26 protein-coding genes are annotated in these 25,096 nt (G+C 67.9%); 20 read left to right on the top strand and 6 right to left on the bottom strand.

The window, feature by feature from the left end:
• Window positions 1-67 precede the first annotated feature (67 nt).
• From GGR88_RS12075 to GGR88_RS12040, 8 genes are all read left to right on the top strand, one after another.
• On the top strand, window positions 68-1,723 hold the full coding sequence (locus tag GGR88_RS12075; protein WP_167955335.1) for an NAD+ synthase: 1,656 nt from the start codon (window positions 68-70) through the stop codon (window positions 1,721-1,723).
• On the top strand, window positions 1,720-3,057 hold the full coding sequence (gene gltX / locus GGR88_RS12070; protein WP_167955333.1) for a glutamate--tRNA ligase: 1,338 nt from the start codon (window positions 1,720-1,722) through the stop codon (window positions 3,055-3,057). Before GGR88_RS12075 ends, gltX begins: the two co-directional genes overlap by 4 nt.
• A gap of 31 nt (window positions 3,058-3,088) precedes the next feature.
• Window positions 3,089-3,436 (top strand): hypothetical protein, encoded by a 348-nt coding sequence (locus GGR88_RS12065; RefSeq protein WP_167955329.1) that lies wholly within the window; start codon window positions 3,089-3,091, stop codon window positions 3,434-3,436.
• Window positions 3,433-4,398, top strand: a complete 966-nt coding sequence (ribD, locus tag GGR88_RS12060; RefSeq protein WP_209023436.1) for a bifunctional diaminohydroxyphosphoribosylaminopyrimidine deaminase/5-amino-6-(5-phosphoribosylamino)uracil reductase RibD — start codon at window positions 3,433-3,435, stop codon at window positions 4,396-4,398. Before GGR88_RS12065 ends, ribD begins: the two co-directional genes overlap by 4 nt.
• A 9-nt stretch (window positions 4,399-4,407) precedes the next feature.
• On the top strand, window positions 4,408-5,016 hold the full coding sequence (locus GGR88_RS12055; protein ID WP_167955327.1) for a riboflavin synthase: 609 nt from the start codon (window positions 4,408-4,410) through the stop codon (window positions 5,014-5,016).
• 43 nt (window positions 5,017-5,059) lie between these two features.
• Window positions 5,060-6,346, top strand: a complete 1,287-nt coding sequence (gene ribB, locus GGR88_RS12050; protein ID WP_167955324.1) for a 3,4-dihydroxy-2-butanone-4-phosphate synthase — start codon at window positions 5,060-5,062, stop codon at window positions 6,344-6,346.
• A 3-nt stretch (window positions 6,347-6,349) separates the two neighbouring features.
• The gene (ribH, locus tag GGR88_RS12045; RefSeq protein WP_167955322.1) at window positions 6,350-6,772 is read left to right on the top strand and encodes a 6,7-dimethyl-8-ribityllumazine synthase; all 423 of its coding nucleotides are present in this window, start codon (window positions 6,350-6,352) and stop codon (window positions 6,770-6,772) included.
• Between the two features lie 134 nt (window positions 6,773-6,906).
• Window positions 6,907-7,536 (top strand): PEPxxWA-CTERM sorting domain-containing protein, encoded by a 630-nt coding sequence (locus GGR88_RS12040; RefSeq protein WP_167955319.1) that lies wholly within the window; start codon window positions 6,907-6,909, stop codon window positions 7,534-7,536.
• Between the two features lie 58 nt (window positions 7,537-7,594).
• On the opposite strand, the gene GGR88_RS12035 is transcribed toward GGR88_RS12040, so the two are convergent.
• A complete protein-coding gene (locus tag GGR88_RS12035) occupies window positions 7,595-8,671 on the bottom strand; it encodes an alkene reductase (protein WP_167955317.1) in 1,077 nt (358 codons plus the stop codon).
• 55 nt (window positions 8,672-8,726) lie between these two features.
• Between GGR88_RS12035 and GGR88_RS15635 the strand changes: the two genes are divergently transcribed.
• The 7 genes from GGR88_RS15635 (at window position 8,727) to GGR88_RS15400 (ending at window position 15,071) form a co-directional block, all read left to right on the top strand.
• The gene (locus tag GGR88_RS15635) at window positions 8,727-9,668 is read left to right on the top strand and encodes an EamA family transporter (protein ID WP_167955315.1); all 942 of its coding nucleotides are present in this window, start codon (window positions 8,727-8,729) and stop codon (window positions 9,666-9,668) included.
• Entirely contained in the window at window positions 9,665-10,321 is a 657-nt protein-coding gene (locus GGR88_RS12025) for a COQ9 family protein (protein WP_167955313.1), read from the top strand. Before GGR88_RS15635 ends, GGR88_RS12025 begins: the two co-directional genes overlap by 4 nt.
• Before the next feature lie 46 nt (window positions 10,322-10,367).
• Window positions 10,368-11,456, top strand: a complete 1,089-nt coding sequence (locus GGR88_RS12020; RefSeq protein WP_167955304.1) for a phosphatase PAP2 family protein — start codon at window positions 10,368-10,370, stop codon at window positions 11,454-11,456.
• 45 nt (window positions 11,457-11,501) lie between these two features.
• On the top strand, window positions 11,502-11,765 hold the full coding sequence (locus GGR88_RS12015; RefSeq protein WP_167955302.1) for a FeoA family protein: 264 nt from the start codon (window positions 11,502-11,504) through the stop codon (window positions 11,763-11,765).
• A complete protein-coding gene (feoB, locus tag GGR88_RS12010; protein WP_167955300.1) occupies window positions 11,762-13,612 on the top strand; it encodes a ferrous iron transporter B in 1,851 nt (616 codons plus the stop codon). The genes GGR88_RS12015 and feoB overlap by 4 nt, the downstream gene beginning before the upstream one ends.
• Before the next feature lie 36 nt (window positions 13,613-13,648).
• Window positions 13,649-14,170, top strand: coding sequence for a single-stranded DNA-binding protein (gene ssb, locus GGR88_RS12005; RefSeq protein ID WP_342449796.1), 522 nt, complete (start codon window positions 13,649-13,651; stop codon window positions 14,168-14,170).
• 100 nt (window positions 14,171-14,270) lie between these two features.
• Window positions 14,271-15,071, top strand: a complete 801-nt coding sequence (locus tag GGR88_RS15400) for a PEPxxWA-CTERM sorting domain-containing protein (protein ID WP_167955297.1) — start codon at window positions 14,271-14,273, stop codon at window positions 15,069-15,071.
• Window positions 15,072-15,095: 24 nt separating this feature from the next.
• On the opposite strand, the gene GGR88_RS11995 is transcribed toward GGR88_RS15400, so the two are convergent.
• On the bottom strand, window positions 15,096-16,106 hold the full coding sequence (locus GGR88_RS11995) for a ligase-associated DNA damage response exonuclease (RefSeq protein ID WP_167955295.1): 1,011 nt from the start codon (window positions 16,104-16,106) through the stop codon (window positions 15,096-15,098).
• Between the two features lie 134 nt (window positions 16,107-16,240).
• Here GGR88_RS11995 and GGR88_RS11990 point away from each other — a divergent pair, with 134 nt between their 5' ends.
• Window positions 16,241-16,423, top strand: coding sequence for a hypothetical protein (locus GGR88_RS11990; RefSeq protein WP_167955293.1), 183 nt, complete (start codon window positions 16,241-16,243; stop codon window positions 16,421-16,423).
• A complete protein-coding gene (locus tag GGR88_RS11985) occupies window positions 16,389-18,830 on the top strand; it encodes a ligase-associated DNA damage response DEXH box helicase (RefSeq protein ID WP_167955290.1) in 2,442 nt (813 codons plus the stop codon). Before GGR88_RS11990 ends, GGR88_RS11985 begins: the two co-directional genes overlap by 35 nt.
• 12 nt (window positions 18,831-18,842) lie before the next feature.
• Here GGR88_RS11985 and GGR88_RS11980 read toward each other — a convergent pair whose 3' ends face one another.
• The gene (locus GGR88_RS11980) at window positions 18,843-19,901 is read right to left on the bottom strand and encodes a serine hydrolase domain-containing protein (RefSeq protein WP_167955288.1); all 1,059 of its coding nucleotides are present in this window, start codon (window positions 19,899-19,901) and stop codon (window positions 18,843-18,845) included.
• 103 nt (window positions 19,902-20,004) lie between these two features.
• On the opposite strand from GGR88_RS11980, the gene GGR88_RS11975 reads away from it, so the two are divergent.
• The 3 genes from GGR88_RS11975 (at window position 20,005) to pdeM (ending at window position 22,901) form a co-directional block, all read left to right on the top strand.
• Entirely contained in the window at window positions 20,005-21,111 is a 1,107-nt protein-coding gene (locus tag GGR88_RS11975) for a dipeptidase (RefSeq protein ID WP_167955286.1), read from the top strand.
• A 91-nt stretch (window positions 21,112-21,202) separates the two neighbouring features.
• Window positions 21,203-22,186, top strand: coding sequence for an aspartyl protease family protein (locus GGR88_RS11970; protein ID WP_167955284.1), 984 nt, complete (start codon window positions 21,203-21,205; stop codon window positions 22,184-22,186).
• 31 nt (window positions 22,187-22,217) lie between these two features.
• Window positions 22,218-22,901: a ligase-associated DNA damage response endonuclease PdeM gene (gene pdeM / locus GGR88_RS11965; RefSeq protein WP_167955282.1), complete on the top strand. Its 684-nt coding sequence runs from the start codon at window positions 22,218-22,220 to the stop codon at window positions 22,899-22,901.
• A 27-nt stretch (window positions 22,902-22,928) separates the two neighbouring features.
• Here the strand turns inward: pdeM and msrA are convergent, their stop codons facing one another.
• From msrA to GGR88_RS11955, 3 genes are all read right to left on the bottom strand, one after another.
• Window positions 22,929-23,594, bottom strand: coding sequence for a peptide-methionine (S)-S-oxide reductase MsrA (gene msrA / locus GGR88_RS11960; RefSeq protein ID WP_342449795.1), 666 nt, complete (start codon window positions 23,592-23,594; stop codon window positions 22,929-22,931).
• Entirely contained in the window at window positions 23,591-23,731 is a 141-nt protein-coding gene (locus GGR88_RS15395) for a hypothetical protein (protein WP_245196903.1), read from the bottom strand. Before GGR88_RS15395 ends, msrA begins: the two co-directional genes overlap by 4 nt.
• A 149-nt stretch (window positions 23,732-23,880) precedes the next feature.
• Window positions 23,881-25,086 carry a pyridoxal phosphate-dependent aminotransferase gene (locus GGR88_RS11955; RefSeq protein ID WP_167955278.1) on the bottom strand — a complete coding sequence of 402 codons (1,206 nt, stop codon included), beginning with the start codon at window positions 25,084-25,086 and terminating at the stop codon, window positions 23,881-23,883.
• Window positions 25,087-25,096 lie beyond the last annotated feature (10 nt).

Below are 25,096 nucleotides of genomic sequence, written 5' to 3'. Positions count from 1 at the left end.
GGGCTTCGGGCGCCGCGCCGCTGTGCGCCGACAGCGCTTGAAGCTGCCCTGGAGGAAGGTTGACGCCATGACGGACCGGCTGGTGATCGCGATCGTTCAGATGGCGCAGCGGGTGGGTGATCTGCGCGCCAATGCCGACGCCATGCTCCGGTGGCGGGCCGAAGCGACGGGCGCCGATCTGGTGCTGTTTCCCGAACTCCAGCTGATCGGTTACCCGCCGGAGGATCTCGTGCTGAAGCCTGCGCTGGCGGACTGCGCGGCCGGGGAGCTCGCCCGGCTGGCTGCCACCACGGCCGATGGCGGTCCCGCCATGCTGGTCGGCACGGTGGAGCGGGACGGCGATGCGCTTTTCAACGTTTTGGCGCTGCTCGACGGCGGCCGCGTCGTCGGCACCCGGCGCAAGCACGAACTGCCGAACTACGGCACCTTTGATGAAAAGCGGGTGTTCCAGGCCGGACCCTTGCCCGATCCGATCAGCTTCCGGGGCGTACGCCTCGGCCTGCCGATCTGCGAGGACATCTGGTTCCCGGCCGTGTGTGCGCATCTGAAGCAGGAGGGTGCGGAAATCCTGCTGGTTCCCCATGGCAGCCCCTTTGAGGTCGACAAGGACGATCTGCGCCGCAACGGCGTCGCCGCGCGCCGGGTGGCCGAAACCGGATTGCCGCTGGTCTTCCTGAACCGCGTGGGCGGTCAGGACGAAATCGTCTTCGACGGCGCCTCGTTCGTCCTTAACGGTGACGGCGGCTGTGCGCTGCAGCTGCCGGAATGGGAGGAGCGGCTGGCGCTCACCCGCTGGCAGCGGAGTGACGCCGGCTGGCGCTGCGACCAGGGCGATATCGCGTCTTCCGACCCGTTCCCCGCCGACATGTACCAGGCGATGATGGTTGGGTTGCGCGACTATGTCGATGCCAACCGCTTCCCGGGCGTGGTGCTCGGCCTCTCCGGCGGGCTCGACTCCGCCCTCACCGCCGCGGTCGCGGTGGACGCGCTCGGGCCGGATCGGGTGTGGTGCGTCATGCTGCCATCCCGCTACACCAGCCAGGCGAGCCTCGATGACGCCGAAGGCTGCGCCCGGCTGCTGGGCTGCCGGCTGGACACGATCCCGATCGCGCCCGGCGTGGCCGCGCTGGATGCGATGCTCGCGCCCGTCTTCGGCGATCGCGCGCCCGACCTTGCCGAGGAGAACATCCAGTCGCGCCTGCGCGGCGTGACGCTGATGGCCCTCTCCAACAAGTTCGGGCCGATGCTGCTGACCACCGGCAACAAGTCGGAGATGTCGGTTGGCTACGCCACGCTCTATGGTGACATGGCAGGCGGCTACAATGTCCTGAAGGACGCCTACAAGACCACCTGCTTCCGGCTGGCGCGCTGGCGGAACGCGCATCGCCCGGACGGCGCGAAGGGCCCGGACGGCCCGGTGATGCCGGAGCGCGTGATCGACAAGCCGCCCTCGGCCGAACTGCGCGACAACCAGAAGGATGAGGATTCACTGCCGCCCTACCCGGTGCTCGATGCCGTCCTGCAGGGGTTGGTGGAGGACGAGCTGTCCGTCGACCAGATCGCGGCCAAGGGCTTCGACCGCGACCTCGTCGCCCGGATCGAGCGGCTTCTCTATCTTGCCGAACACAAGCGGCGCCAGGCGCCGCCGGGCGTCAAGCTCGGCCGGCGCAATTTCGGCCGCGACCGGCGCTATCCCATCACCAACGCTTTCCGGACCTCATGACCCTCACCACGCGCTTCGCGCCGTCCCCGACCGGACGGCTTCATGTCGGCAACCTGCGCGCCGCGCTCCAGAACTGGCTGGCCGCCCACGCGGGCGGCGGCCGTTTTCTTCTCCGGATTGACGACACCGACGCGGCGCGGTCGGAGGAGCGGTTCGTGGATGCCATCCTGGCGGATCTCGACTGGCTCGGCATCCGACCTGACGAAATCGTTCGGCAGTCGGAACGTTTTGATCTCTACGAACGCCATTTCGCCGCGCTGCTCGATGCCGGCCACATCTACCCCTGTTACGAAACCGCCGAAGAGCTCGACCTGAAGCGCAAGGTGAGGCTGGGCCGCGGCCTGCCGCCCATCTACGATCGTGCCGCCCTCACCCTCACCGACGTCGAAAAGGCGCGGCTGGAGGCGGACGGCGTCCGCCCGCATCACCGCTTCCGGCTCCCGCACGACAGCCTCATCGAATGGAACGACCTGATCCGCGGGCCGCAGCGCTTTGATCCCTCGGAAATGTCCGATCCGGTCATTCGCCGCGCCGACGGAAGCTGGCTCTACATGCTTCCATCGGTGCTCGACGACGTCAACTTGGCCGTCACCCATGTCCTTCGCGGCGAGGACCATGTCTCGAACACGGCCGCGCAGATCCCGATGTTCACCGCCGTGGGCGGCGCCATGCCGAATTTCGCTCACATGGCGCTGCTGGTGGGGGGCGAGGGCAAGCTCTCCAAGCGGCTCGGCGCCACCGACACCGACACCTTCCGCGCGAAAGGGATCGAGCCGCTCGCCCTGGCGGCACTGCTCGCGCGCATCGGCACCAGCCGCCCGGTCGAACCGGTCACCGCGTTAGCCGATCTCGCGAAGGACTTCGACTTTTCGACGTTCGGCCGGGCGCCTGCCCGCTTCGACGAGGACGAGCTTGCTGCCATCAACGCGCGCACGATCCACGCAATGCCGCACGAGGTCGTGGCTGACCGGCTGCCGGCCGTCATTGATGCAGCGGCGTGGCTGACGATCCGCGGTAACTTGGCGACGATTGATGATGCCGAAGGCTGGGCGGCGGTCATTGGTGGGACAATCGATCCTGCCCCGATCGATGCCGCTGATCGCCCCTATCTGGCCTCCGCCGCTGCCATGGCACCCGACATCGACTGGAGCTCGGATCCCTGGCAGGCGCTCACCGCCAAGCTGAAGATGGGAAGCGGGCGAAAGGGAAAGGCGCTGTTCCTCCCCCTTCGCCTGGCGTTGACCGGACGGAGCGAGGGTCCCGATATGGCGACGCTCCTCCCGCTCATCGGCAAGAACCGCGCCGTCGATCGCCTCCGCGACGCAGCAGGTTGAGCCAAGCAGGGGAGCGCCCTATCTTTCGCTCATGGCGTTCCTGAAGCACCTCAACATGGCGGCCGGTTTGCGTGACCTGCGCGGCTTCCTCGCAGAGCGGCAGCGGCACGAGTGGGGCTTCGCCGTGCTTGCGGTTATGATCACGGTCGTCCTCGTGCTCGGCTTTCTGGACGGCCGTGGCCTCGAGGCACCGTACAAGCGCGAGATCACCTATGTTCAGGATTGGCCGCTTGATCGGAGCCTCGCGCAGATCCGCGCGCAGAACGAGATCGATGCTCGAGCCAAGGCCGAGCGGGAACGCGCCCTTGAGGCTGCACGTGCCAAGCGGCAGTCGGAGTTCAAGAAGGTCGATGACGCGCTTGATCGGTATGGGTTCTGAACGACGATCTTCGGTGGATTGAGGCCGCCGCGCGCTTGGCAGAGCGCGGCTTGGGGCGCTCGGCGCCAAACCCATCGGTTGGATGCATCATCGTGGCCGGCTCTCGCGTGGTGGGGCGAGGCTGGACGGCACCCGGCGGACGTCCCCACGCAGAAGCGGTCGCTCTGGCTCAGGCCGGCGAGAAGTCGCGCGGCGCAACTGTCTATGTCACGCTCGAGCCTTGCGCTCATCAGAACGGCAGAGGAGCTGCCTGCGCCGACCTTGTGGGCGCCGCGCGGCCGGCGCGCGTCGTGATCGCTTGCCGGGATCCTGATCCACGGACGAATGGAGCCGGCATCGATCGGCTACGGGCTTCGGGCTGCGTGGTTGATGTCGGCATCGGCCAGGGCGTGGCGGAGCGAGCTCTTGCCGGGTTCTTGTCTCGAAAGAGACTCCGGCGGCCGTTCATAACGCTGAAGCTCGCGACATCGATGGACGGCAGGATCGCGCTTTCAAGCGGCGAAAGTCGCTGGATCACCGGATCGCGTTCTCGTGCCCATGCGCATGGCGAACGTGCACGGAGCGGTGCGATCCTGGTCGGTTCCGGAACAATGCGGGCAGACGCCCCACGGCTTGATGTTCGCTTGGAAGGTTTGGAGGACCGAAGTCCCGTTCGCCTGTTGCTCGGCCGAGGTGAACTTCCGCGAGGATGGCAGCGGCTCCGCGCTCCGACAGATGTCTATGAACTGCCGGTCGACTCGCTGCTCGTCGAGGGCGGGGCCGGAGCGGCTGCCGCCTTTTTGGCGGAGGACCTTGTCGATCGCCTTCTGCTCTATCGCGCGCCCGTCATCATCGGGGAAGGCAAGGCATCAGTCGGCGACATCGGGCTTGGCGGGCTTGATGCGGCGCATAAACGCTGGACGCTTGTGGATCAGCGGCGACTAGCCCCGGATGTTCTCGAAATCTACGACCGCACGCGATAGGGGCGAACCATGTTCACAGGCATCGTCACCGACATTGGCATCGTTGAAGCATCCGATCAGTCAGGCGATCTCCGTCTCACCATTCGGTCGGCACAGCCGCTCGACGGCGTTGTGCTGGGCGCCTCGATCGCCTGCTCGGGTGTCTGCCTGACGGTGGTTGATCACGGTTCGGACTGGTTCGCGGTGGATGTGTCGGCGGAAACTCGTTCGCGATCCGTTGGGAGCCACTGGGCGCCAGGCGCTCGGATCAATCTGGAGCGAGCGCTGAGGGTTGGGGACGAGCTTGGCGGGCACATCGTTACCGGCCATGTCGACGGGACGGCGGAACTCGTCGCCTCGATCGCCGACGGTGACTCGCGCCGCCTGACCTTTGCATTGGGTTCCGGTCTGGCGCCGTTTGTCGCGGCGAAAGGGTCGGTCACGATCGACGGGGTGTCGCTGACCGTGAACGGAGTTGAGGACACTGCATCGGGTGCAGAGTTCTGGGTCAACCTGATTTCTCACACCCAAGTTGTCACCACATTGGGCGATTTGAGGATTGGCGACATGGTGAATGTCGAGATCGACGTCTTGGCCCGCTACCTTCGTCGGATGCAGGATAGAAACACCGCCATGTGATGCGAGGGTGTTGTGTCACACGACAGTGTGATATGGCGCCACGATGAGCAGCATTCTGATCGACCGTTTGCGCGATATCGTCGAGGCCGGCGAGATCACGCGATCCGGGCTCGCCCGGGCAGCCGGGCTTCACCCAAATTCTCTTCGCCGGCTTGGCGAGTCTGACTGGAACCCGACCGCCGACACGCTGCAGAAGCTCGAACGCTTCCTGCAGCAAGGGACCGGTGGCGTCATGGCGTCGGCCGAGCGCATCATCGACGAAGCGCGCAACGGCCGCATGTTCATCCTGGTCGACGATGACGACCGCGAGAACGAGGGCGATCTCGTCATCCCGGCCCAGATGGCAACGCCCGATGCGATCAATTTCATGGCGCGCCACGGTCGCGGCCTGATCTGCCTGGCTTTGTCGAAGCCGCGGGTGGAGCAGCTCGGCCTGCCCCTGATGACGAAGGCCAACGGGACCCGGCACGAAACCGCGTTCACGGTATCGATCGAAGCTCGCGAGGGAGTGACCACCGGCATCTCCGCCGCGGATCGCGCGCGCACCATTGCCGTGGCGATCGATGCCGCCAACGGTCCCGAGACGATCGTCAGCCCGGGCCATGTCTTCCCGCTTGTGGCGCGAGAGGGAGGCGTGCTCGTCCGGACCGGACATACGGAGGCCGCAGTCGACGTCGCCCGGCTGGCCGGCCTCAATCCTTCCGGCGTGATCTGCGAGATCATGAACGAGGACGGCACCATGGCGCGCATGGATGACCTGGTGTCGTTCGCGCGATTGCACGGCCTGCGGATCGGAACGATCAGGGACCTGATCGCCTACCGCCGTCGGCATGACCATCTGCTGGAGCGGCGGGCAGAAGCGCGCTTCACAAGTCGCTGGGGCGGCGATTGGACTGCCATCACTTTCTTCAACAAGGCGACCGCGACCGAGCAGATCGCGCTCGTGAAAGGCCGTATCGATTCGAGCCGACCAACAATAGTGCGCATGCATGCCATGTCGCCCTTCGCAGACCTGTTCGGCGAGGACAGCCCGCGGCACGGCCTGCTCGGGCGCGCAATGGCGATGATCGCGGAGGCTGGCACAGGCGTGCTCGTCCTTCTTGCGGGCAGCGGTCCGGGCGCCCTGGCGCAGGCGGTTGCGGCTCGAGGCGGCGGACCGCGGCCCAGCGATGCGGAGGTGCTGCGCGACTACGGCGTGGGCGCGCAGATCCTGGCGGAACTTGGCGTCCAGGACATGATCCTGCTGACGAACTCACATCACACGCCGGTTGCCCTTGCGGGCTATGGGCTCGACATCGTCGAGGAACGACCGATCGTCGGAGGAGAGTGATAGATGGCGCATGTGCTGATCGCGGAAGCGCGCTTCTACGACCACCTGAACGACCTGCTGATTGCCGGCGCGCGCCGCGCAATCGAAGCGGCAGGCCACACGCATGAGTTGGTGACGGTTCCGGGTGCGCTGGAGCTGCCGCCAGCCATCGCCCGAGCGAGCGAAGCTGGACGCTTCGACGCTTATGTCGCGCTTGGCGTCGTGATCCGTGGAGAGACATACCATTTCGAGATCGTCGCTGGCGAAAGCGCCCGGGGCCTGATGGCCTTGGCGCTGGACGGCGTCGCGGTCGGCAACGGCATCCTCACCGTGGAGAACGAGGAACAGGCGCTTGTCCGCGCCGATCCCGCTGCCAAGGACAAGGGCGGGGAAGCAGCAGTCGCGGCGCTTACCCTGATGACGGTGGCGGAACGTTTCGCCGCATAAGCGTCTTTTTTTGGAACAATATCCAAATGGCCATATAGCGGCTGCAACTTAATGGTTACCCCGTCGTTAACGTCCGGTCCTCACGACCATGCACCCCCGCATGGTCGTTCGGGCGCGTATCAGGGGATTAGTTTATGAAGAAGCTTCTTGCCGCCACCGCCGTGGCGTTTCTCTCGGCTGCGTCGGCCCAGGCCGCCACCTTCGTCTTCGTTCCGGGATCCGACGACCTCGCCCCGGGTGAGACGACCTTCGCGTCGTTCAACAACGCTGCCGAAGACGGCATCGTCACGGGTTCGAACTTCGTGTTCCTGACCGGCACCAGCTCGCAGGGTGCGATGCCCGCCGCCGGCGACGGTACGCGTTACCTTTCTGTGCTGGCGAACGGCACGGCCAACATCAATCTGGGCGCCGTCAGCGCCTTCTCGGCTGATTTCGGCTCGCTCGACCAGTACAACACGCTGACGCTCACCTTCCAGGACGGCACCACGCAGTCCTTCACGGGTGACGTGCTGAACGGCGCGTTCCCGGCGAACGGCGATCAGCAGAGCCCGACCACCAACGGTCGTCTGCAGTTCCGTGCGGACGCCGGTCAGACGATCACGGGCGTGAGCTTCGCCTCGTCGCAGAACTCGTTCGAGATCGACGATCTCGCCGTGTCCGCGGTGCCGGAGCCGGCGACCTGGGCGATGATGATCGGTGGCTTCGGCCTGGTTGGCGGCGCGATGCGCCGTCGCCGCTCGGTCGGCACGACGGTCACCGCCTAAGCTTTAGCCGAGGCAAGGAAGGGGCGCCGCTGGTCGATCCAGCGGCGCCTTTTTCATGTCAGGCAGCCAGCGTCGGATAGTCGGTATATCCGCGCGGCCCCTGCGCATACCAGGTGGCCATGTCGTCATCGTTGAGCGGCGAGCGCGTGCGCAGCCGTGCGGGCAGGTCCGGATTGGCGAGGAAGGGTCGACCAAAGGCGATGGCGTCGGCAGTGCCGTTCGCCAGCACCTCCTCCGCCCGTTCCAGTGAATAGTCCTGGTTCAGCACCAGCGGGCCGTCGAACAGCGGACGAATGACCGGAGACACCGCCGGCTGATCCGCCGCACCGAACGTTCCATTCGGTCCCGGCTCGCGCAGCTCGAGAAAGGCGATGCGCCTGGCCGAAAGCACCCGGGCGACGTGCGAGAACAGGGTTGCGGGATCGCTGTCGATGACGCCCTGCGTCTCCCCATTCGGGGACAGCCGAACAGCGGTCCGATCGGGGCCCACTTCCGCGATGATGGCCTCGGTCACCTCGTCCAGCAGCCGCGCGCGGTTCTCGATGGAACCACCATAATCGTCGTCCCGCTGGTTGCTGCCGTCGCGCAGGAACTGGTCGACTAGGTAGCCATTGGCGGCGTGGATCTGGACCCCGTCGAACCCTGCGGCGAGAGCGTTCCGCGCCGCCCGCGCGTAATCTTCGATCACGCGTGGAATGTCCTCCAGCGCAAGCGGACGCGGCTTCTCATAGTCCTGCTTCCCATCATAAGTATGGGCCTGGCCCGGCGCGGTCAGGGCCGAAGCCGAGACGGGCTGCGCCTCGCCAAGGCTTGAATGCACCAGCCGCCCCATGTGCCAAAGCTGTGCCACGATCCGTCCGCCCGCCTGATGCACGGCTTCGGTCACGGGTCGCCACCCCTCGACCTGCGCCACGTTCCACAAGCCGGGAGCGTAGGGCCAGCCGAGCCCTTCTCGGCTGATCCCGGTCGCTTCGGAGATGATCAGACCAGCCGATGCGCGCTGCGCATAATATTCGGCCATGATCGGCGTGGGGACGGCGTCCCGGCCCGCGCGCGCACGGGTCAGTGGCGCCATCAGGATGCGGTTGGGCGCCTCGATTGCGCCAAGGCGAATGGGATCGAACAGGGTTGGCATGCAACACTCCGGTGAAATGGCTGTCGCTCGCCAGATAGGGCGCTAAGGCGGCAGCGTGAACGGGACCGCCTCAACAAGAAATGCTTCTTGCACCGATAGCGCCGGCTTTGCCTTTGGCTGCCTTCTTGCCGGAAACATCTGCCTGGCTTTCGGCCCCTGGCTGGTGAGGCTGGCCGGCACCGACGGTGGCGTAGGACCTGTTGCCGCAGGCTTCTGGCGCCTGGCGCTGGCGGCTCCTGTGCTGCTGCTTCTGGCGCGAGGGCGCGGCGAAGGACCGAAAGGGGCCGGTGCCGTGATGCTGGCGCTGGGCGGCATCTTCTTCGCGGCCGATCTCGCTGCCTGGCATCTTGGCATCGAGCAGACCAAACTGGCCAACGCCACCCTGTTCGGCAACGCCGCCAGCTTCCTGTTTCCGATCTATGGCTTCCTTGCGGCCCGCATGTTGCCGAGCCGGAGCCAGGCGGCGGCGCTCGCACTGGCGGCCGCCGGCGCGGTTCTCCTGCTCGGCCAATCCTACGAATTGTCGCCGCAGAACCTGGTCGGCGACCTGCTCAGTCTGCTCGCCGGCATCTTCTATACCGTTTATCTCGTCGCGATCGACACCGCGCGACGGCGGCTGGATCCCTGGCGAGTGCTGGCGTTCACGACGGTCGCGGGCTTGGCTCCGATGCTGCTGTTCGCCCATCTGCTCGGGGAGGCCATCTGGCCGCGTGCGTGGTGGTCGCTCGCAGGCCTCGCGGTTGTCAGCCAGCTCCTCGGGCAAGGGTTTCTGGTCTACGCGATGGGGCATGTGCGACCGGTGGTCGTCGGCGTCGCGTTCCTGCTCCAGCCGATCATGTCTGCCGTGATCGGATGGGTTGTCTACGCAGAGGCTATGGGCGCGGCGGATCTTGTCGGCGCGTCTGCCATCGCCGCCGCCATCGTGCTGGTTCGCCGTGGGTCCGCCGAGGGCGGATCGTTGGAGGTCGCGCTCAAAGACGCTAAAGACGAAGCATGACCGACGCTGCAGACATGACCCTAGACGAGCTTCGTCTGGCACTCGCCCCCGCCATTGCGGCCAATGCGGCGTTCGACGGCTGGGGCGCCGAGGCGGTGGAACGCGCCGCCGACGAGATTGGCGCGGATCGGGCGGTAGCGCGCCTCGCCTTTGCCGACGGGCCGGTCCAGATGATCGACGCCTGGTTCGCGACCATCGACGACGCCATGACGGCAGCCCTTCCTGCAGAAACGCTCGGTGCGCTGAAAGTGCGTGACCGGATTGACGCACTGGTGACCGCTCGCCTCGAAGCGTTGGCGACTGACCGCGAGGCGCTTCGGAGCGCCCTGGCGATCCTCGCCATTCCGACCAACGCAGCCCGATCGGCCCGTCTCGCCTGGCGGGCTGCCGACCTCATGTGGCGGTTGGCGGGTGATCGGGCCGTGGATCTCAACCACTACACCAAGCGCACGACGTTGATCGGCGTCTATGCGACCACGCTCCTCGTCTTCGTGGACGACGACAGCGAGGATTTCGTCGAAACCCGGGCGTTCCTGCGGCGACGCATCGATGGCGTCATGGCGTTCGAGCGCTTCAAGGCACGGTTCAGCCCGGGCAATCGGGAGCATTTCAGTCTGGCCCGTCTGGTGGGGCGGCTCCGCTATCCGGCTTGAGCGTCGGTAAGCAAAACCTAACCCTGGTTCGCTAACGCCGTGATCCATGGCGATGATGCACGGTGGATCGGCTCGGCTTGAGCGCGTCTGGCTGCTGCCGGTTGCGGCAGCGTCGGTTGGCCTGTTCGTGGTGGCGGAAACTGTCGGAGCGCCGCTTGGCGCAAGCGCCATCGCCAATTTCAGCGACTATGCCAACAAGGCGACCGCAACCGCGCCGGCGCTGATCCAGCTGGCAGCGGCCGCGATGATGGTACGCGTGCTGCTGATGCGGGTGCCCGACCCCTTCCGGCAGATGCAGCTCATCTGTCTCAGCCGCTTCGGCAATGGCTGGCTGCTCGCCGCGGCCTGCCTGCCTTTTCTACTCATGCCACTCCTGTTCTCGGGCTTTGGCATCCTGAAAATGCTCATCCCTGTGGCGGCGCCGTTCTCGTGGGACGCGACCTTTGCCGCCGCCGATCGCGCACTCTTCTTCGGCTACCAGCCTTGGCAGCTGACCCATGCCCTGTTCGGCGGCGAGATCCCCACCCTGATTATCGATCGGCTCTACACGGGTTGGATCGCCTTCCTGTCGCTCGCGATCGCCTGGGCGGCAGTGAGCGCGTCGCGCTATGATCGCGCGCGGTTCTTCCTGACCTTCACTGCCGTCTGGATCGTTCTGGGCGTCGTGGGAGCCACCATGCTCTCATCAGCGGGACCTTGCTTTGCGGCTGCCGTCGGAGCGGATCCGGACGGCGAGTTCGCGCCGCTGATGGTGCGCCTCGCAGTGATGGGCGACAGCCTGAACGCGGTTGGTTGGCAGCAGGTGCTGTGGGACGCGCATGTCGCACGGCGCTATGGCTTCGGCATGGGGATCTCGGCGATGCCGTCGCTCCACAACGCCATCGCCGTCCTCTACGCGCTTGCCCTGTCGCGGCGCAGCCGGGCGCTCGGACGTGCGGGCTGGATCTATGCTGCGGTTATCTGGATCGGATCGGTTCATCTGGGCTGGCATTATGCGGTCGACGGGCTCGTCGCGGCGGCGGCAACGATCGGACTGTGGACGCTGGCGGGTCGCTATCTCGCGCACTTCGGCTACTCGCCCGACCTCGGTTGGCTGCACCCTGAAGCTTCGGGAGCGCCCGCGCTCGCGCCGTGAGAAGCCGCTGGCATATGCCGGCAAATATTGATAATCGCTCGCAATATGAGTGAAGCTGCAGAGGCCGGCCTGAGACTCGACGAGTTTCCGCTGAAGACCGTGGGCGTGATCAACCGGATCGACTGGGACCTGCTGGGCGAGGGTGCCCGGCGCCTGCGCGAACTCGGCTTTGCCGAGGGCGTCGAGGTCGAGCCGCTCCACCGGGGCTTCATCGGCCGCGACCCGCTCGCCTGCCGGATCGGACGCATGACCATCGCCATCCGCCGCGTTCAGGCCGCCGCGATCCGCGTCTCCCCGACGCCCGCATGAAGGCTGCGCCGCTCGTCGCGCTGGTCGGCAACCCCAATGCCGGCAAATCGTCGCTCTTCAACGCGCTTACGGGCGCGCGCCAGAAGGTCGCGAACTATCCGGGCGTCACCGTTGAGCGCCGATCGGGGCGGCTGGTCCTCGGTGATGGACGTCCCGTCGAACTCGTCGACCTGCCTGGAACCTACAGCCTCCATCCGGCGAGCCCGGATGAAGCCGTCACCCGCGACGTGGTGATCGGGCGCCAGCAGGGCGAACAGCCCCCGGCTGCGCTGGTGATCGTCGTCGATGCGTCCAACCTCGACCATCATCTCCGCTTTGCGATCGAGCTCATCGGGCTCGGCTTGCCGACGGTGGTCGCGCTGAACATGGTGGATCTGGCGGCGCGCGACGGCCTGACCATCGATGCGGGGCGCTTGTCCGCGCTGCTCGGCGTGCCTGTGGTTGAAACCGTGGCGGTGCGCCGGCGCGGGCTGGACGACCTGCGTGCGGAGGTCGAGCGGCTGGTCGAACGAGACCAGGCGCATGTCGTCACGGTGCCCCCGGAGGATCCCGGCGTCGCCGCGCGGGCGCGCCTCGTCGCCCGCGATGCCATCCAGTCGGAGCGCGCAGGCCGCCACGTCACGCGCGCCATCGACGGACTTGTGCTGAGCCCGTTTGCCGGGCCGCTGATCCTTGCAGCCATCTTGTTCGTGATGTTCCAGGCGGTCTTCGCCTGGTCGGAGGCTCCGATCGGGTGGATCGAGGGTGGAATGGAGTTGCTTGCCGGCGCCGTGTCGTCCTTCCTTCCGGACGGCTTTCTTCGCAACCTGTTGGTGGAAGGCGTCATAAACGGCGTTGGATCGGTCGTTGTCTTCCTGCCGCAGATCCTGATCCTGTTCCTCTTCATCCTGGTCCTGGAAGCCGCCGGTTACATGGCGCGAGCGGCGTTCATGATGGACCGGTTGATGGCAGGCGTCGGCCTGTCCGGACGCGCGTTCATCCCGCTGTTGTCTTCCTTTGCCTGTGCCATCCCCGGCATCATGGCGACGCGGACCATCGACAATCCGCGCGATCGGCTCACCACGATCCTCATCGCGCCCCTGATGACATGTTCGGCGCGGCTGCCTGTGTACACCCTCATCATCGCTGCCTTCATCCCCGCCCGATCGGTTGGCCCGGGCATCGGCTTGCAGGGGCTGGTACTCTTCGGCCTCTACGTCGTCGGCATCGTCGGGGCGATGCTGGCGGCGCTGCTGATCCGCCGCACGGTCGCGCGCGGAGCCGCCGGCGGTTTCATGATGGAGCTCCCCAAATATCAGCTGCCCCGGCTCGGCGATCTTGCTCTTGGCCTGTGGCAGCGCGCCTGGATGTTCCTGCGCCGCGCCGGCACGATCATCATGTTTTCCACCGTTCTTCTGTGGCTGCTGGCATCCTTCCCGCGGGTGCCGGAGGGCAGTCCGATGACGCAAAGCGAATATTCCGTGGCGGGGCGCATCGCGTCCGGCATCGAGCATGTCGTGCGGCCGATCGGCTTCAACCATGAAATCGCGTTGGCGTTGATCCCCGCAATGGCCGCTCGCGAGGTGGCCGTCTCGGCGATCGCGACCGTCTACGCGATCGACGCGCCGGATGAGGAGACCGCGACCCTCGCATTGGGCGAGCGGCTGGCCGGGCGCTGGTCGCTTCCGACCGCACTCGCCTTCCTCATGTGGTTCGTGTTTGCGCCCCAATGCATCTCGACCATCGCCGTGACCCGACGTGAAACCAACGGCTGGAAGTGGCCGACCTTCATGGTCGTCTACCTCTTCGGCCTTGCCTATCTTGCGGCCGGGGCGACCTACTGGTCCGCGGTGGCATTGGGGCTCTGATTGCGCTAGCCGAAGCTTCAGGCAACGGAGAGCATCGTGGCAGGCAGCGTCAACAAGGTCATCCTGGTCGGCAATCTGGGCAACGACCCCGAGTCACGCTCGATGGGATCGGGGGGCGAGGTCGTGAACCTGTCCGTCGCGACGTCCGAGCGCTGGACCGACAAGTCCAGCGGCGAGGGTCGTGAAAAGACCGAATGGCACCGCGTGGTGATCTTTAACGAGAATCTTGGCCGCATCGCCAAGCAGTATCTGCGCAAGGGGTCCAGCGTGTACCTCGAAGGGCAGCTGCAGACGCGCAAGTGGACCGACAACAATGGTCAGGACAAGTACACCACCGAGGTGGTGCTGCAGCGTTTCCGCGGTGAACTCGTCCTGCTCGGAGGCCGTGATGGCGGTGGCGGCGGTTCGGGCGCTGGCGACTGGGGCGATCAGGATCGCGGCGGCGGTGACCGTGGCGGCTTCGGCGGCGGACGCGGGGGTGGTTCGCGTGGGGGATCTTCCGGCGGTGGCCGCAGCTCCGCCTTCGACGCCGATCTGGATGACGACGTCCCGTTCTGATGCAGTGCGGCGAAATGCTTAAAGCGTCATAAACCTTACTTATCAGCTCCCTAGATGATCGCCCGTCCGGCTGTTCCGGCCGGGATCCAGGGGGACTTCAATGACCATCGTCACTTCGGGCGCGCGGCTCTCCGCCGCGGCCATGCTCTTTGCTCTGCCCGCCGCCGGCCAGGCCGCCGTCGTGCTCACCGGCACGAGCTATTCCACTGATTTCAACACGCTGATCTCGTCCGGTTCGGCGAACGCGGCCGGAGGCGTCGTTGCCAATGGCTGGCAGTTCCTCGAGAGCGAAGACAACGCCGACACGACGTATACGGCGGGCACAGGCTCCGACAATCAGGGCAACACCTACAGCTTTGGCGCTGCCAACAACGCTGACCGGGCCTTTGGCACTCTCAGCAGCGGCAGCCTGCGGTCGGCCATCGGTGTGGTCTTCAACAACCAGACCGGCAGCACGATCAACGCGCTCTCGCTCAACTTCTTCGGCGAGCAGTACCGCAACGGTTCGAGCAGCGCCGACTCGCTGATCTTCGAGTATCTTGTGGGCGGCACCAACCTGACCGGCACCTCCAACTGGGTTCGGATCTCGGCGCTTGACGTGCTCTCCACCGTCTCGAGCCAGACCGGTGTGCTGGTCGGCAACAACAATCGCACGGCTTACTCCGGCACGATCGGCAACATCGCCGTTGCAAACGGGGGCTCGATCGCTCTGCGGTGGTCGGACTTCGACGCGTCCGGCGCCGAAGACGCGCTCGCCATCGACGACTTCTCGCTGACAGCCACGCTCGCATCGACCACCCCGGCGGTGCCGGAGCCGGCGACCTGGGCGATGATGATCGCGGGCTTCGGCCTGGTCGGCAGCGCGATGCGCCGCCGCAAAAACGCGCTCGTTTCGGCGTAAAGCCTTGGCGTGGGGACGGGGGCGCTAGTCGTCCTCGTCCTCATAGCCGACCAGTTCCAGCGCGCGCGCCTTGATCTGGCGGGTCATGCACCAGTGGATCAGTGCGTCCTCGCGGCCGTGAGTGACCCAGACCTCCTTCGGACACAGCTCCTCGATCGTGGCGGTGAGCTCGTCCCAGTCGGCATGGTCCGACAGGATCAGCGGCAGCTCCACGTTCTTCTGCCGCGCGCGTTGCCGCACCCGCATCCAGCCTGACGCCATGGCGGTGATCGGCTCCGGCAGGCGCCGGCTCCAGCGGTCGTTGAGGGCGGACGGCGGGCACATCACCACGCGGCCGCGCATGTCGTCCTTGGGGGTGTCGGCGACGAGGCGGATGTCGCCCAAGTTGACGCCGAGATCCTCGTAAAGCGCACAAAGCCGGGCGAGCGCACCATGTATGTAGATGGGGTCGGCGTGGCCGAGGTCACGCAGTTCCCGGATGACGCGCTGCGCCTTGCCGAGCGCATAGGCGCCGACCAGCACGCAGCGATCGGGGTTGTCGCGAAGCGCGGCGAGCAGCTTTTCCAGCTCCTCGTGGGTTTCCGGATGGCGGAACACGGGAAGGCCGAAGGTCGCTTCCGTCACGAACACGTCGCAGGCGACCGGCTGGAAGCGGGCGCAGGTCGGATCGGCGCGGCGCTTGTAGTCGCCCGACACCACCACCCGCTCGCCCGCATGATCGAGGACGATCTGCGCGGAGCCGAGCACATGGCCCGCAGGCACGAAGCTGACCTCGACGCCGGCGTCGCCGCTGCCGAGCGTCACGCTTTCACCATAATGCACCGGATGTGCCGCCTGCGCGCCATAGCGGACATCCATGATGGCCAGTGTGTCGGGCGTCGCCCACACGGCGCCATGCCCGCCACGGGCGTGATCGGCATGGCCATGGGTGACGAGCGCGCGCGGCTTCGGCTGCGAGGGATCGATCCACGCATCGGCGGCGGGCACGTAGATGCCCTCGCGGTGGACCTCCAGCCAGCGGCCCGGCCGGCTCATCGTTTCACGGTCGCAGCGATCATCAGGCGGGGAACGCGCGCCCGCCCGGGCGGCTCCACGCGGACGATCAGCTTCGGAAACCTTGTCGCCGCCAACCGTTCCGGAGCCATCGAAGTTCTGCCAAGGAGGGCGCCGTGGAAAGTCTCTGGTCATTGCTGACGGTGGTCGGCCCCATCCTGCTGCTGGCCGCGCTGTTGTGGGCGATCATGCGCAACCGGGCGTCGGGCCCGCGCGAGATCGAGCGGACCGAGCATGCCGCCCACGACCTGCGCGACCGCATCGATGCGGAGGACAAGCGCGACGACGCCCAGCGCTGACCCCGCGCTCCACCCGACGATCGCCGCCTGGCTGCAAGGACGCGGCTGGGCGCTTCGCCGGCACCAGCGTGACATGCTTGCCGCCGCCGCCGACCGGCGCCACGCGCTGCTGGTCGCGGCGACCGGCGCGGGCAAGACGCTGTCCGGGTTCCTGCCCAGCATCCAGTCGCTGATCGAGCAGCCGCGCGACGGGCTCCACACGCTGTACGTCTCGCCGCTGAAGGCGCTGGCGGTCGATGTGCGGCGCAACCTGCTGGCCCCCATCGAAGAGATGGGCGTCGACATCACGGTGGAAGCGCGCAGCGGTGACACGCCGTCCGACCGCAAGGCGCGGCAACGGCAGCGCCCGCCCAACATGCTGCTGACGACGCCCGAATCGCTCAGCCTGCTGCTTTCCTATCCGGAGGCGGCCGACATGTTCGGGCGGCTGGACACCATCGTCATCGACGAGGTGCATGCCTTTGCGACCGGCAAGCGCGGCGACCTTTTGGCCCTGTCGATGGCGCGCCTCCAGACGCTCGCCCCCGATCTGCGGCGCGTGGCCCTGTCCGCGACGGTCGCCGATCCCGACGGGTATCGCGCCTGGCTGGCGCCCGACGGCGACATCGGTGCGGTGACGCTGGTGGAGGGTGAACCCGGCGCCGATCCGGAGATCGACATCCTGCTGCCGACCGGCCGGGTGCCATGGTCGGGCCACAGCGGCCGCTATGCCGCCGAACAGGTGATGCGCCTCATCGAGCGAAATCGCACGACGCTGGTGTTCTGCAACACGCGTTCGCTGGCCGAGCTGATCTTCCAGGACCTGTGGAGCGCCAACGATCAGAAGCTGCCGATCGGCGTGCACCACGGGTCGCTGTCGATCGAGGCGCGGCGCAAGGTCGAGGCGGCGATGGCCGATGGCCGGTTGCGCGCGCTGGTCTGCACGGCCTCGCTCGACCTGGGCGTCGATTGGGGTGATGTCGATTGCGTCGTGCAGATGGGGGCGCCCAAGGGATCGTCGCGGCTGCTGCAGCGCATCGGTCGCGCCAATCACCGGCTCGACGAGCCGAGCCGCGCAGTGCTCGTCCCCGGAAACCGCTTCGAATATCTGGAAGCGCAGGCCGCGCTCGACGCGGTGGAGGCGGGCGAGCTGGACCCGGATCTGTTCCGTGCCGGTGCGCTCGACGTGCTGGCGCAGCATGTCATGGCGGTCGCCTGCGCCGGCAGCTTCGAGGAGGCCGAACTGCTGGACGAGGTGCGCGGGGCGCTGCCCTATTCCGCGCTCGACGCCGACACCTTCTCGCGCGTGCTCGGCTTCATCGAGTCGGGCGGTTATTCGCTGAAGGCCTATGACCGGTTCAAGCGGCTGACGCGCGATGCCGACGGGCGCTGGCGCGTCAGCCACCCGCGCTTCGTGCAGCAGCACCGGCTGAACGCCGGGATCATCGTCGATGCGACCACGCTCGACGTCCGCTTCAAGAACGGTCGCAAGCTTGGAACGGTGGAGGAGTATTTCGCGTCGACGCTGAGCGTCGGGGACACCTTCTTCTTCGCTGGCCTCAGCCTGGAGGTGGAGCGGATGGACACGGCCGACCTGATCGTGCGCTCCACCAGCCGGCCGGCGCGCATCCCGACCTATGTAGGCACCCGCATGCCGCTGTCGACGAGCCTGGCCGACCGGGTGCGCGTCTTCCTGGACGACCGCAGCGAATGGGATCGCTTTCCCACGGACGTCCACGAATGGCTGGATGCGCAGGCGCGCCGATCACGGCTGCCGCAGCCGGGCGAGCTGCTGGTCGAGACCTTCCCGCGCGAGGGGCGGCATTACATGGTGGCCTACAGCTTCGAAGGCTGGAACGCGCACCAGTCGCTCGGCATGCTGGTCACCAAGCGCATGGAAGCACAGGGGCTGAAGCCGCTGGGCTTCGTGTCCAACGACTATGCGCTCGCCTGCTACTCGCTCGATCCGATCACGGATCCTGCCGCGCTGTTTTCCAAGGACATCCTGGCGGACGAGTTCGTCGAATGGGTGCAGGGATCGAACCTCCTGAAGCGTGCCTTTCGCGAGGTGGCGGTGATCGGCGGGCTGGTGGAGCGGCAGCACCCGGGCAAGCGCAAGACGGGCAAGCAGGTCACCTTTTCGACCGACCTCATCTACGACGTGCTGCGCCGATATGAGCCGGACCACCTGCTGCTGCGCGCCGCGTGGGAGGATGCGCGGGCGCGGATGACGGATGTCGGCCGGCTCGCCTCCTTGCTGGACCGGGCGGCCGACACGATGGTGCATGTCGACCTTGGCCGCGTGTCCCCGCTGGCGGTGCCGGTGCTGGTGCTGATCGGCCGCGAGCGCGTCAGCTCGTCCGCGGCGGACGACGCCTTGCTGATCGAAGCCGAAGCGCTGGCGGCGGAGGCGATGCGGGAGGATTGAGGAGGATGCCCGTCAGGCGCGGGCGATGTCCTCGGCAAGGGCGCTGATCACCGCCTGGTCGAGGTCGGTGGTGTTGAAGACGACGATCGTCTCGCTGCGATCCAAGCGGTGCGCAATGAGCGCGCGGTAACCCCCCACCTTGCCGGCTTCCCAGGCATAGCGCGTGCCGCCGATGACGCGGACGCGGCCGCCGAGCGCATAGTCCTGATCCGCCCAGTGGATCCGCGTCAGTTCCTGCCGCGAGGCCGCGTTCAGCAGCGCGCCGTGGAAGATGCCATGGGCCGCGCCGACGGCATCGGCGGCGCTGCCGGCGACGGTGCCGCTCGCCGCGAGGAACGGCGGCACCGGCGCCATCTTGCGCTCCGGCGGATCGACGACGCCGTAGGCCGCGGCGAGCGCGGGCATGTCCGGCTGGTCCGCTTGCGCAAAGCCGGTGCTGCGCAGTCGCAGCGGATCGAGCACCAGCCGCTGAACGGTGGCGACCAGCGGGTCCCCCGTCACCTGCTGCGTCAGTGCGGCCACGATGACCCAGTTGAGCGCCGCATAGTCCCAGCCCGTGCCGGGCGCGAAGCTGAGCGGCGCGCCCGCGAAGCGCCGGGCGATCGCCAGCGCCGGCGCCCGCGACGTCCGCAGTTCAGGCTCCTGTCCCACCTGCCGCGACAGGAGGTCGGGAATGCCGCTGGTGTTCGAGAGGAGATGGCGCACCAGCACGGGCGTCGCGTCGTCCGGCCGGAGGTCCGGCAGGTAGCGGGCCACGGGCGCGTCGAGCGAAAGGCGCCCCTGTTCGTGAAGGCGCAGCACCGCCGTGCTCACCAGCCACTTGGTCGCGGATCCCCAGCGGAACCGGGTGCCGGCGGAGACCGGACGACCGGCTTCGATGTCGGCCATGCCGACCGGGCGCGCGGCGACGATGTGACCGGCTCGTCCAAGGGCCAGCATGCCTTGGAAGCCGGGCGGGAGCGCGAGACCGGCCAGGCGCGCGTCTTCGGCGCCGCCGTGTCCCGCCGCCCGTGCCGCGCCCGCGACAGCCACGGCCATGCCGCTGGCGATCACGCCCCGCCGATCGATCATCGTTCCTCCCCCTGCTTTCGCATGGCTTAGGACGGCGCAGGGCCTGGTGCCAATGGCATGTCGGCTCTCGCTTTTCGCGCCGGTAGAGCTAGCGTGACGATCCATGCCCATCCTGATCCCCGCCGCCGCCCTGCTGCTCGCCGCGTGCCAGACCACCACAACCGCCCCCGCCGACCCGCGCGCGGTGCATGACCGGGCGCTGACGCTCGACACGCATCTGGATACGCCGGCGCAGATGGACGACCCGGCCTGGTCGATCCGCGATCGCCACAGCTATTCCGCGGACGGGAGCCAGATCGACCTGCCGCGCATGGCGGAGGGCGGTCTCGATGGCGGTTTCTGGGTGATCTACACGCCGTCCGGCCCGACCACGCCTGCGGGCTATGCCGCCGCGCGCGCGCATGCCGAGCGCCGCCTGGCCAACATCCAGCGGATGGTGCGCGACAATCCGGACAGCTTCGCCTTTGCCACCACCGCCGCCGATGCCGCGCGGATCGTCGCGGCGGGCAAGCGGGTGGTCTATATCTCGATCGAGAACAGCCTGCCGCTGGGGGAGGACCTGTCGCAGCTCAGCCGGTGGTACGATGCCGGCGTCCGGATGGCGGGGCCGGTGCATTCGGCCGACAACCAGCTTGCCGATTCGACCACCGGGCAGGGGCGCTGGGGCGGCCTCAGCCCGCTTGGCCGGCAATGGGTGGCGGAGATGAACCGGCTGGGCATGATCGTCGACGGCAGCCATTCGTCCGACGCGGCATTCGACCAGATGCTGGCGCTGTCGACCACGCCGATCATCCTGTCGCACTCCGGCCCGAAGGCGATCTACGACCATCCGCGCAACATCGACGACGCGCGCATCCGCGCGCTGGCGGCGAAGGGCGGCGTCATCCAGGCCAACGCGCTGTTCCTGTCCGACTGGTCGATCGGCCAGACCCGCCGGCCGGAGGCGGAGCGCACCGGCACGCCGGCCGATTTCGAGCTGTTCATGCGCTCGCTCCTCCACCTCATCGAAGTGGCCGGCGTCGACCATGTCGGCATCGGATGCGACTGGGACGGCGGCGGCGGCGTGCTCGGCATGGAGGACGTGGCCGCGCTTCCGAAGATCACCGAGCGGCTGCTCGCCGCCGGCTACACCCCGGCCGACGTCGAGAAGATCTGGTCGGGCAACGTGCTGCGCCTGCTCGCGCAGGCGGAGGCCGCGCGCGGGCGTTGACGATGGACGACCGGGGCGAACAGGCGTAGCATCCTCTTCAAACAGAAGGGGAAAGAGGATGCCGATCCCGCTTTGCCCGCGGCGGCCCCGGATGGGTGCCTCGGCCGCTGCGGCCGTTCTCTGGCTGAGCCTTGCCGGCGCGGCGCCGCAGGCGCGCGAGATCGAGGCGCTGCTCGATGCGCCCGAACTGGTCGACGTGTCGGTGATCCTGCTTGGCCTCGACTCGGTCGATCGCATGACGGTCCCGGTCAGTGTCGCGGGCTCCGTCACCTACCCGTTCGTCGTCGACACGGGATCCGAACGCACGGTGGTGTCCACCGAGCTCGCCCGCGCGCTGCGGCTGCGCGAGGGGCCGGACGTGCGCGTCCTGAGCATGGCGGGGCAGAGCACGGCGCCGTCCGTTCACATCCCGACGCTTGCCGTCAGCGGCGTGTCGCGCAGCGGTCTGGTCGCGCCCGCCTTTGCCGGGCGCCACCTGGGCGCGGCCGGGCTGATCGGCCTGGATGCCCTGCAGGGCAAGCGCGTGCTGCTCGACTTCGACCGAGGCGAGATGCGGGTGGAGCCGGCCAGCGTGCGGGAAGAGCGCTGGGACGGCGACACCATCGTGATCCGCGCGCGCAGCCGCTATGGCCAGCTCGTGCTCGCCGACGCCACCATGAACGGGGAGCGGGTGCATGTCATCCTGGACACCGGATCGCAGGTGAGCGTCGGCAATCTCGCGCTCCGGCGCCGGCTCGCGCGACGCGGCAGCGTGCCGGTCGAGCTGACCAGCGTCACCGGGGAAAGCCTGCAGGCCGAGAGCGCCCCGCTCAGCACCATCACCATCGGCACGGCGGAGATCGCGAACCTGCCCGTCGCCTTCACCGATGCCGCGCCCTTTCACCGCTTCGGCCTCGCCGACCGGCCGGCGATGTTGCTGGGCATGGACGCGCTGCGGCTGTTCCGGCGGGTGTCGGTGGATTTCGCCGCCCGGCGCGTGCGGCTGGAGGCGCGGGACCATATCGGCAGGCCGGCGCAGATGTTCACGGCGCGCACGGGCATGCTCTCCCGCATTGCGTCCGCGTCGCGGGATTGATCCGCGCGGGCAGGCGCGGCATAGCCGGGGCGTGGTTCCCGTCCTGTTCTCCGGCCATCATCTGCTCGCGCTGAAGGATGGCGCGCTGTTGTGGCCTGCCCGCGGCGCGCTGCTGGTCGCCGACCTGCACCTGGAGAAGGCGAGCTGGTTCGCGCGGTGGGGGCAGATGCTGCCGCCCTATGACAGCCTGGCGACGCTCGACACGCTCGAAGCGCTGGTCGATGCCCACCGCCCGCGGGAGATCTGGTGCCTGGGCGACAGCTTCCACGATGCAAGGGGCTGCGAGCGGCTGCCGCAGGCGGCGCAGGAGCGGCTGCGCGCGCTGACCGGGGCGACTCGCTTCACCTGGATCACGGGCAACCACGACCGTGGCCTGTTGTCGCCCGACACGGCGATCGTCGACCGCTGCGGCGGCGAGGTGATGGAGGAAGCCGTGGTGGACGGGCTCGTCCTGCGCCACGAGGCGGACCCGCACGACAGTCGACCGGAGCTGTCAGGGCATTTCCATCCCAAACTGCGCGTCGGCGCGCGCGGGCGGCAGGTGTCGCGCCGCTGCTTCGTCGCGACCCGCACGAAGCTGGTGCTGCCCGCATTCGGCGCGCTGACCGGCGGGCTCGACGTCGATCATCCGGAACTGCGGCGCGCGGTCGGCGCCGGCGCGGAAGCGTGGGTGCCGCTCGCCGACCGGCTGCTGCGCTTTCCGATCGCGGCCTGAGGCCGGACCGGGAGGGATCACGCGCCCTCAGCGCGCCGGCTGCGCCTGCCAGGATCGCGGAAAGGTCTGCCGCAGCGCCGCCAGCTTCGGCAGGTCCCACCGCCGGATGTAGCCATGGTCGGGATTGCGGTTGAGGAAGTTCTGATGGCTTGCCTCCGCCGGGTAGAAGCGACCGCTTTCGAGCCGGGTGACGACGGGGCGAGGGTAGACACCGGCCGCGTTCAGTTGCGCGATGTAGCGCCGGGCGACGGCCGCCTGCGCGGGAGATTGCGGGAAGATCGCCGACCGGTAGGACGGCCCTTCGTCCGGCTCCTGCCGATTGAGCTGAGTCGGATCATGCGCGACGGAAAAGAAGATGCGCAAAAGGTCGCCGTAGCTGACCACAGTCGGATCATAGACGATGCGAACCGCCTCGGCATGGCCGGTCCGCTCGCTGGAGACGGCCGCGTAATTGGCATCGGCGGCGGCGCCGCCGGCATAGCCCGACACGACCTCCCGCACGCCGCGGACATGCTGGAAGACGCCTTCGATCCCCCAGAAGCATCCGCCCGCGAAGACGGCGGTCTGCGGGCCGCTGACCCCGCGCACGTCCTGCTGCTGCAGCGGCACGGCGACGGGCGCGGCGTTACCGGCCGGTGCCAGCACCGCGGCCAGCGTCGCGGCACCGGCGAGGAGGGCCAGGCGTCCGATCACAGGAACAGCGCGGTGGCCGCTTCCGCCTTGCCGGCCAGACCCACCAGCGCCACGCCGCCGACCACGAAGCCGCCCGCGAAATTCCGGAACAGGTCGGACCGCAGGAAGCGGCCGGTGGAACGAATAAAGCTGCGCATGTGCCTTGCCTCGCTTTTGGCGATCGCGGGGGCGATCCGACGGGGCCACCATGGCGCCCGGTCACTGACCGCTGGCTGAACCATGTAGGAAGCCGACGTTCAGCTTGAAAGCGCGTCGGTCGACGAGACGTGCCGTCCGTCGAGCGGGCTCAGCGCAGCGCCGCGCACGCCTCCGCGATCCGCGCGCAGGCGTCGCGCAGCAGTGGCTCAGACGTCGCATAGCTGACCCGGAAGGCGGGCGAGAGCCCAAAGGCGCCGCCGTGCACCACCGCCACGCGCGCCGAGTCGAGCAGATAGCCGGCCAGCGCCTCGTCCGTATCGATACGCTGCCCGTCCGGCGTGCTGCGCCCGATCAGCCCGCTCGCGTCCGGATAGACATAGAAGGCGCCGTCCGGCGTGGGGCAATGGAGGCCGGGCACCTGGTTCAGCAGGCCAACCACGAGATCCCGGCGTTGCCGGAAGGCATCGTTGCGCGCGTGCAGGAAGTCCTGCGGCCCTTCCAGCGCGCCGGCGGCGGCGGCCTGCGCGATCGAACAGGGATTGGAGGTCGACTGCGACTGCAGCTTTGCCATCGCCTTGATCAGCCAGGCGGGGCCACCGCAGTAACCGATCCGCCAGCCGGTCATGGCATAGGCCTTGGAGCAGCCGTTGACCGTCAGCGTGCGGTCGGCAAGCTCCGGCCGGACCTCGACGATGGTCGCGAACTGGCGATCCGAATACCAGACATGCTCATACATGTCGTCGGTCAGCACCATGACGTGCGGGTGGCGCAGCAGCACGTCGCCGAGCGCCATGAGTTCGGCCGCGTCATAGGCGGCACCGCTGGGGTTGGAGGGGGAGTTCAGCAGCACCCAGCGCGTCCGCGGCGTGATCGCCGCATCGAGCTGTTCCGGCGTGATCTTGTAGCCCTGGTCGGCGCCCGCCGGGATGGTGACGGGGGTGCCGCCGGTGAACGCGACGATGTCGGGGTAGCTCACCCAGTAGGGCGCGGGGATGACCACCTCGTCGCCGGGATCGAGCGTCGCGACGATGGCGTTGAAGATGACATGCTTGCCGCCGACGCCGACGCCGATCTGCGTCGCCGGGTCGTAGCGGAGGCGGTTGTCGCGTGCGAACTTGGCCGCGATCGCCGCCTTCAGCCGCGGGGTGCCATCGACATTGGTGTACTTGGTCTGCCCGTCGCGGATCGCGGCGATGGCCGCCTCCTTCACGAAGTCGGGGGTATCGAAATCCGGCTCCCCGGCCGACAGGCCGATGACGTCGATGCCTTCGGCCTTCAACCTGGCGGCGCGAGCCGTCATCGCCAGGGTCGCCGACGACTGGATGCGATCGATGGCGGCGGACAGGCGGGTCATCGACGGCTCC

This window comes from Sphingomonas jejuensis (genome assembly GCF_011927695.1).
In the GTDB taxonomy this organism is placed as follows: domain Bacteria; phylum Pseudomonadota; class Alphaproteobacteria; order Sphingomonadales; family Sphingomonadaceae; genus Sphingomonas_K; species Sphingomonas_K jejuensis.
This window is presented reverse-complemented; position numbering and strand designations above follow the sequence as displayed.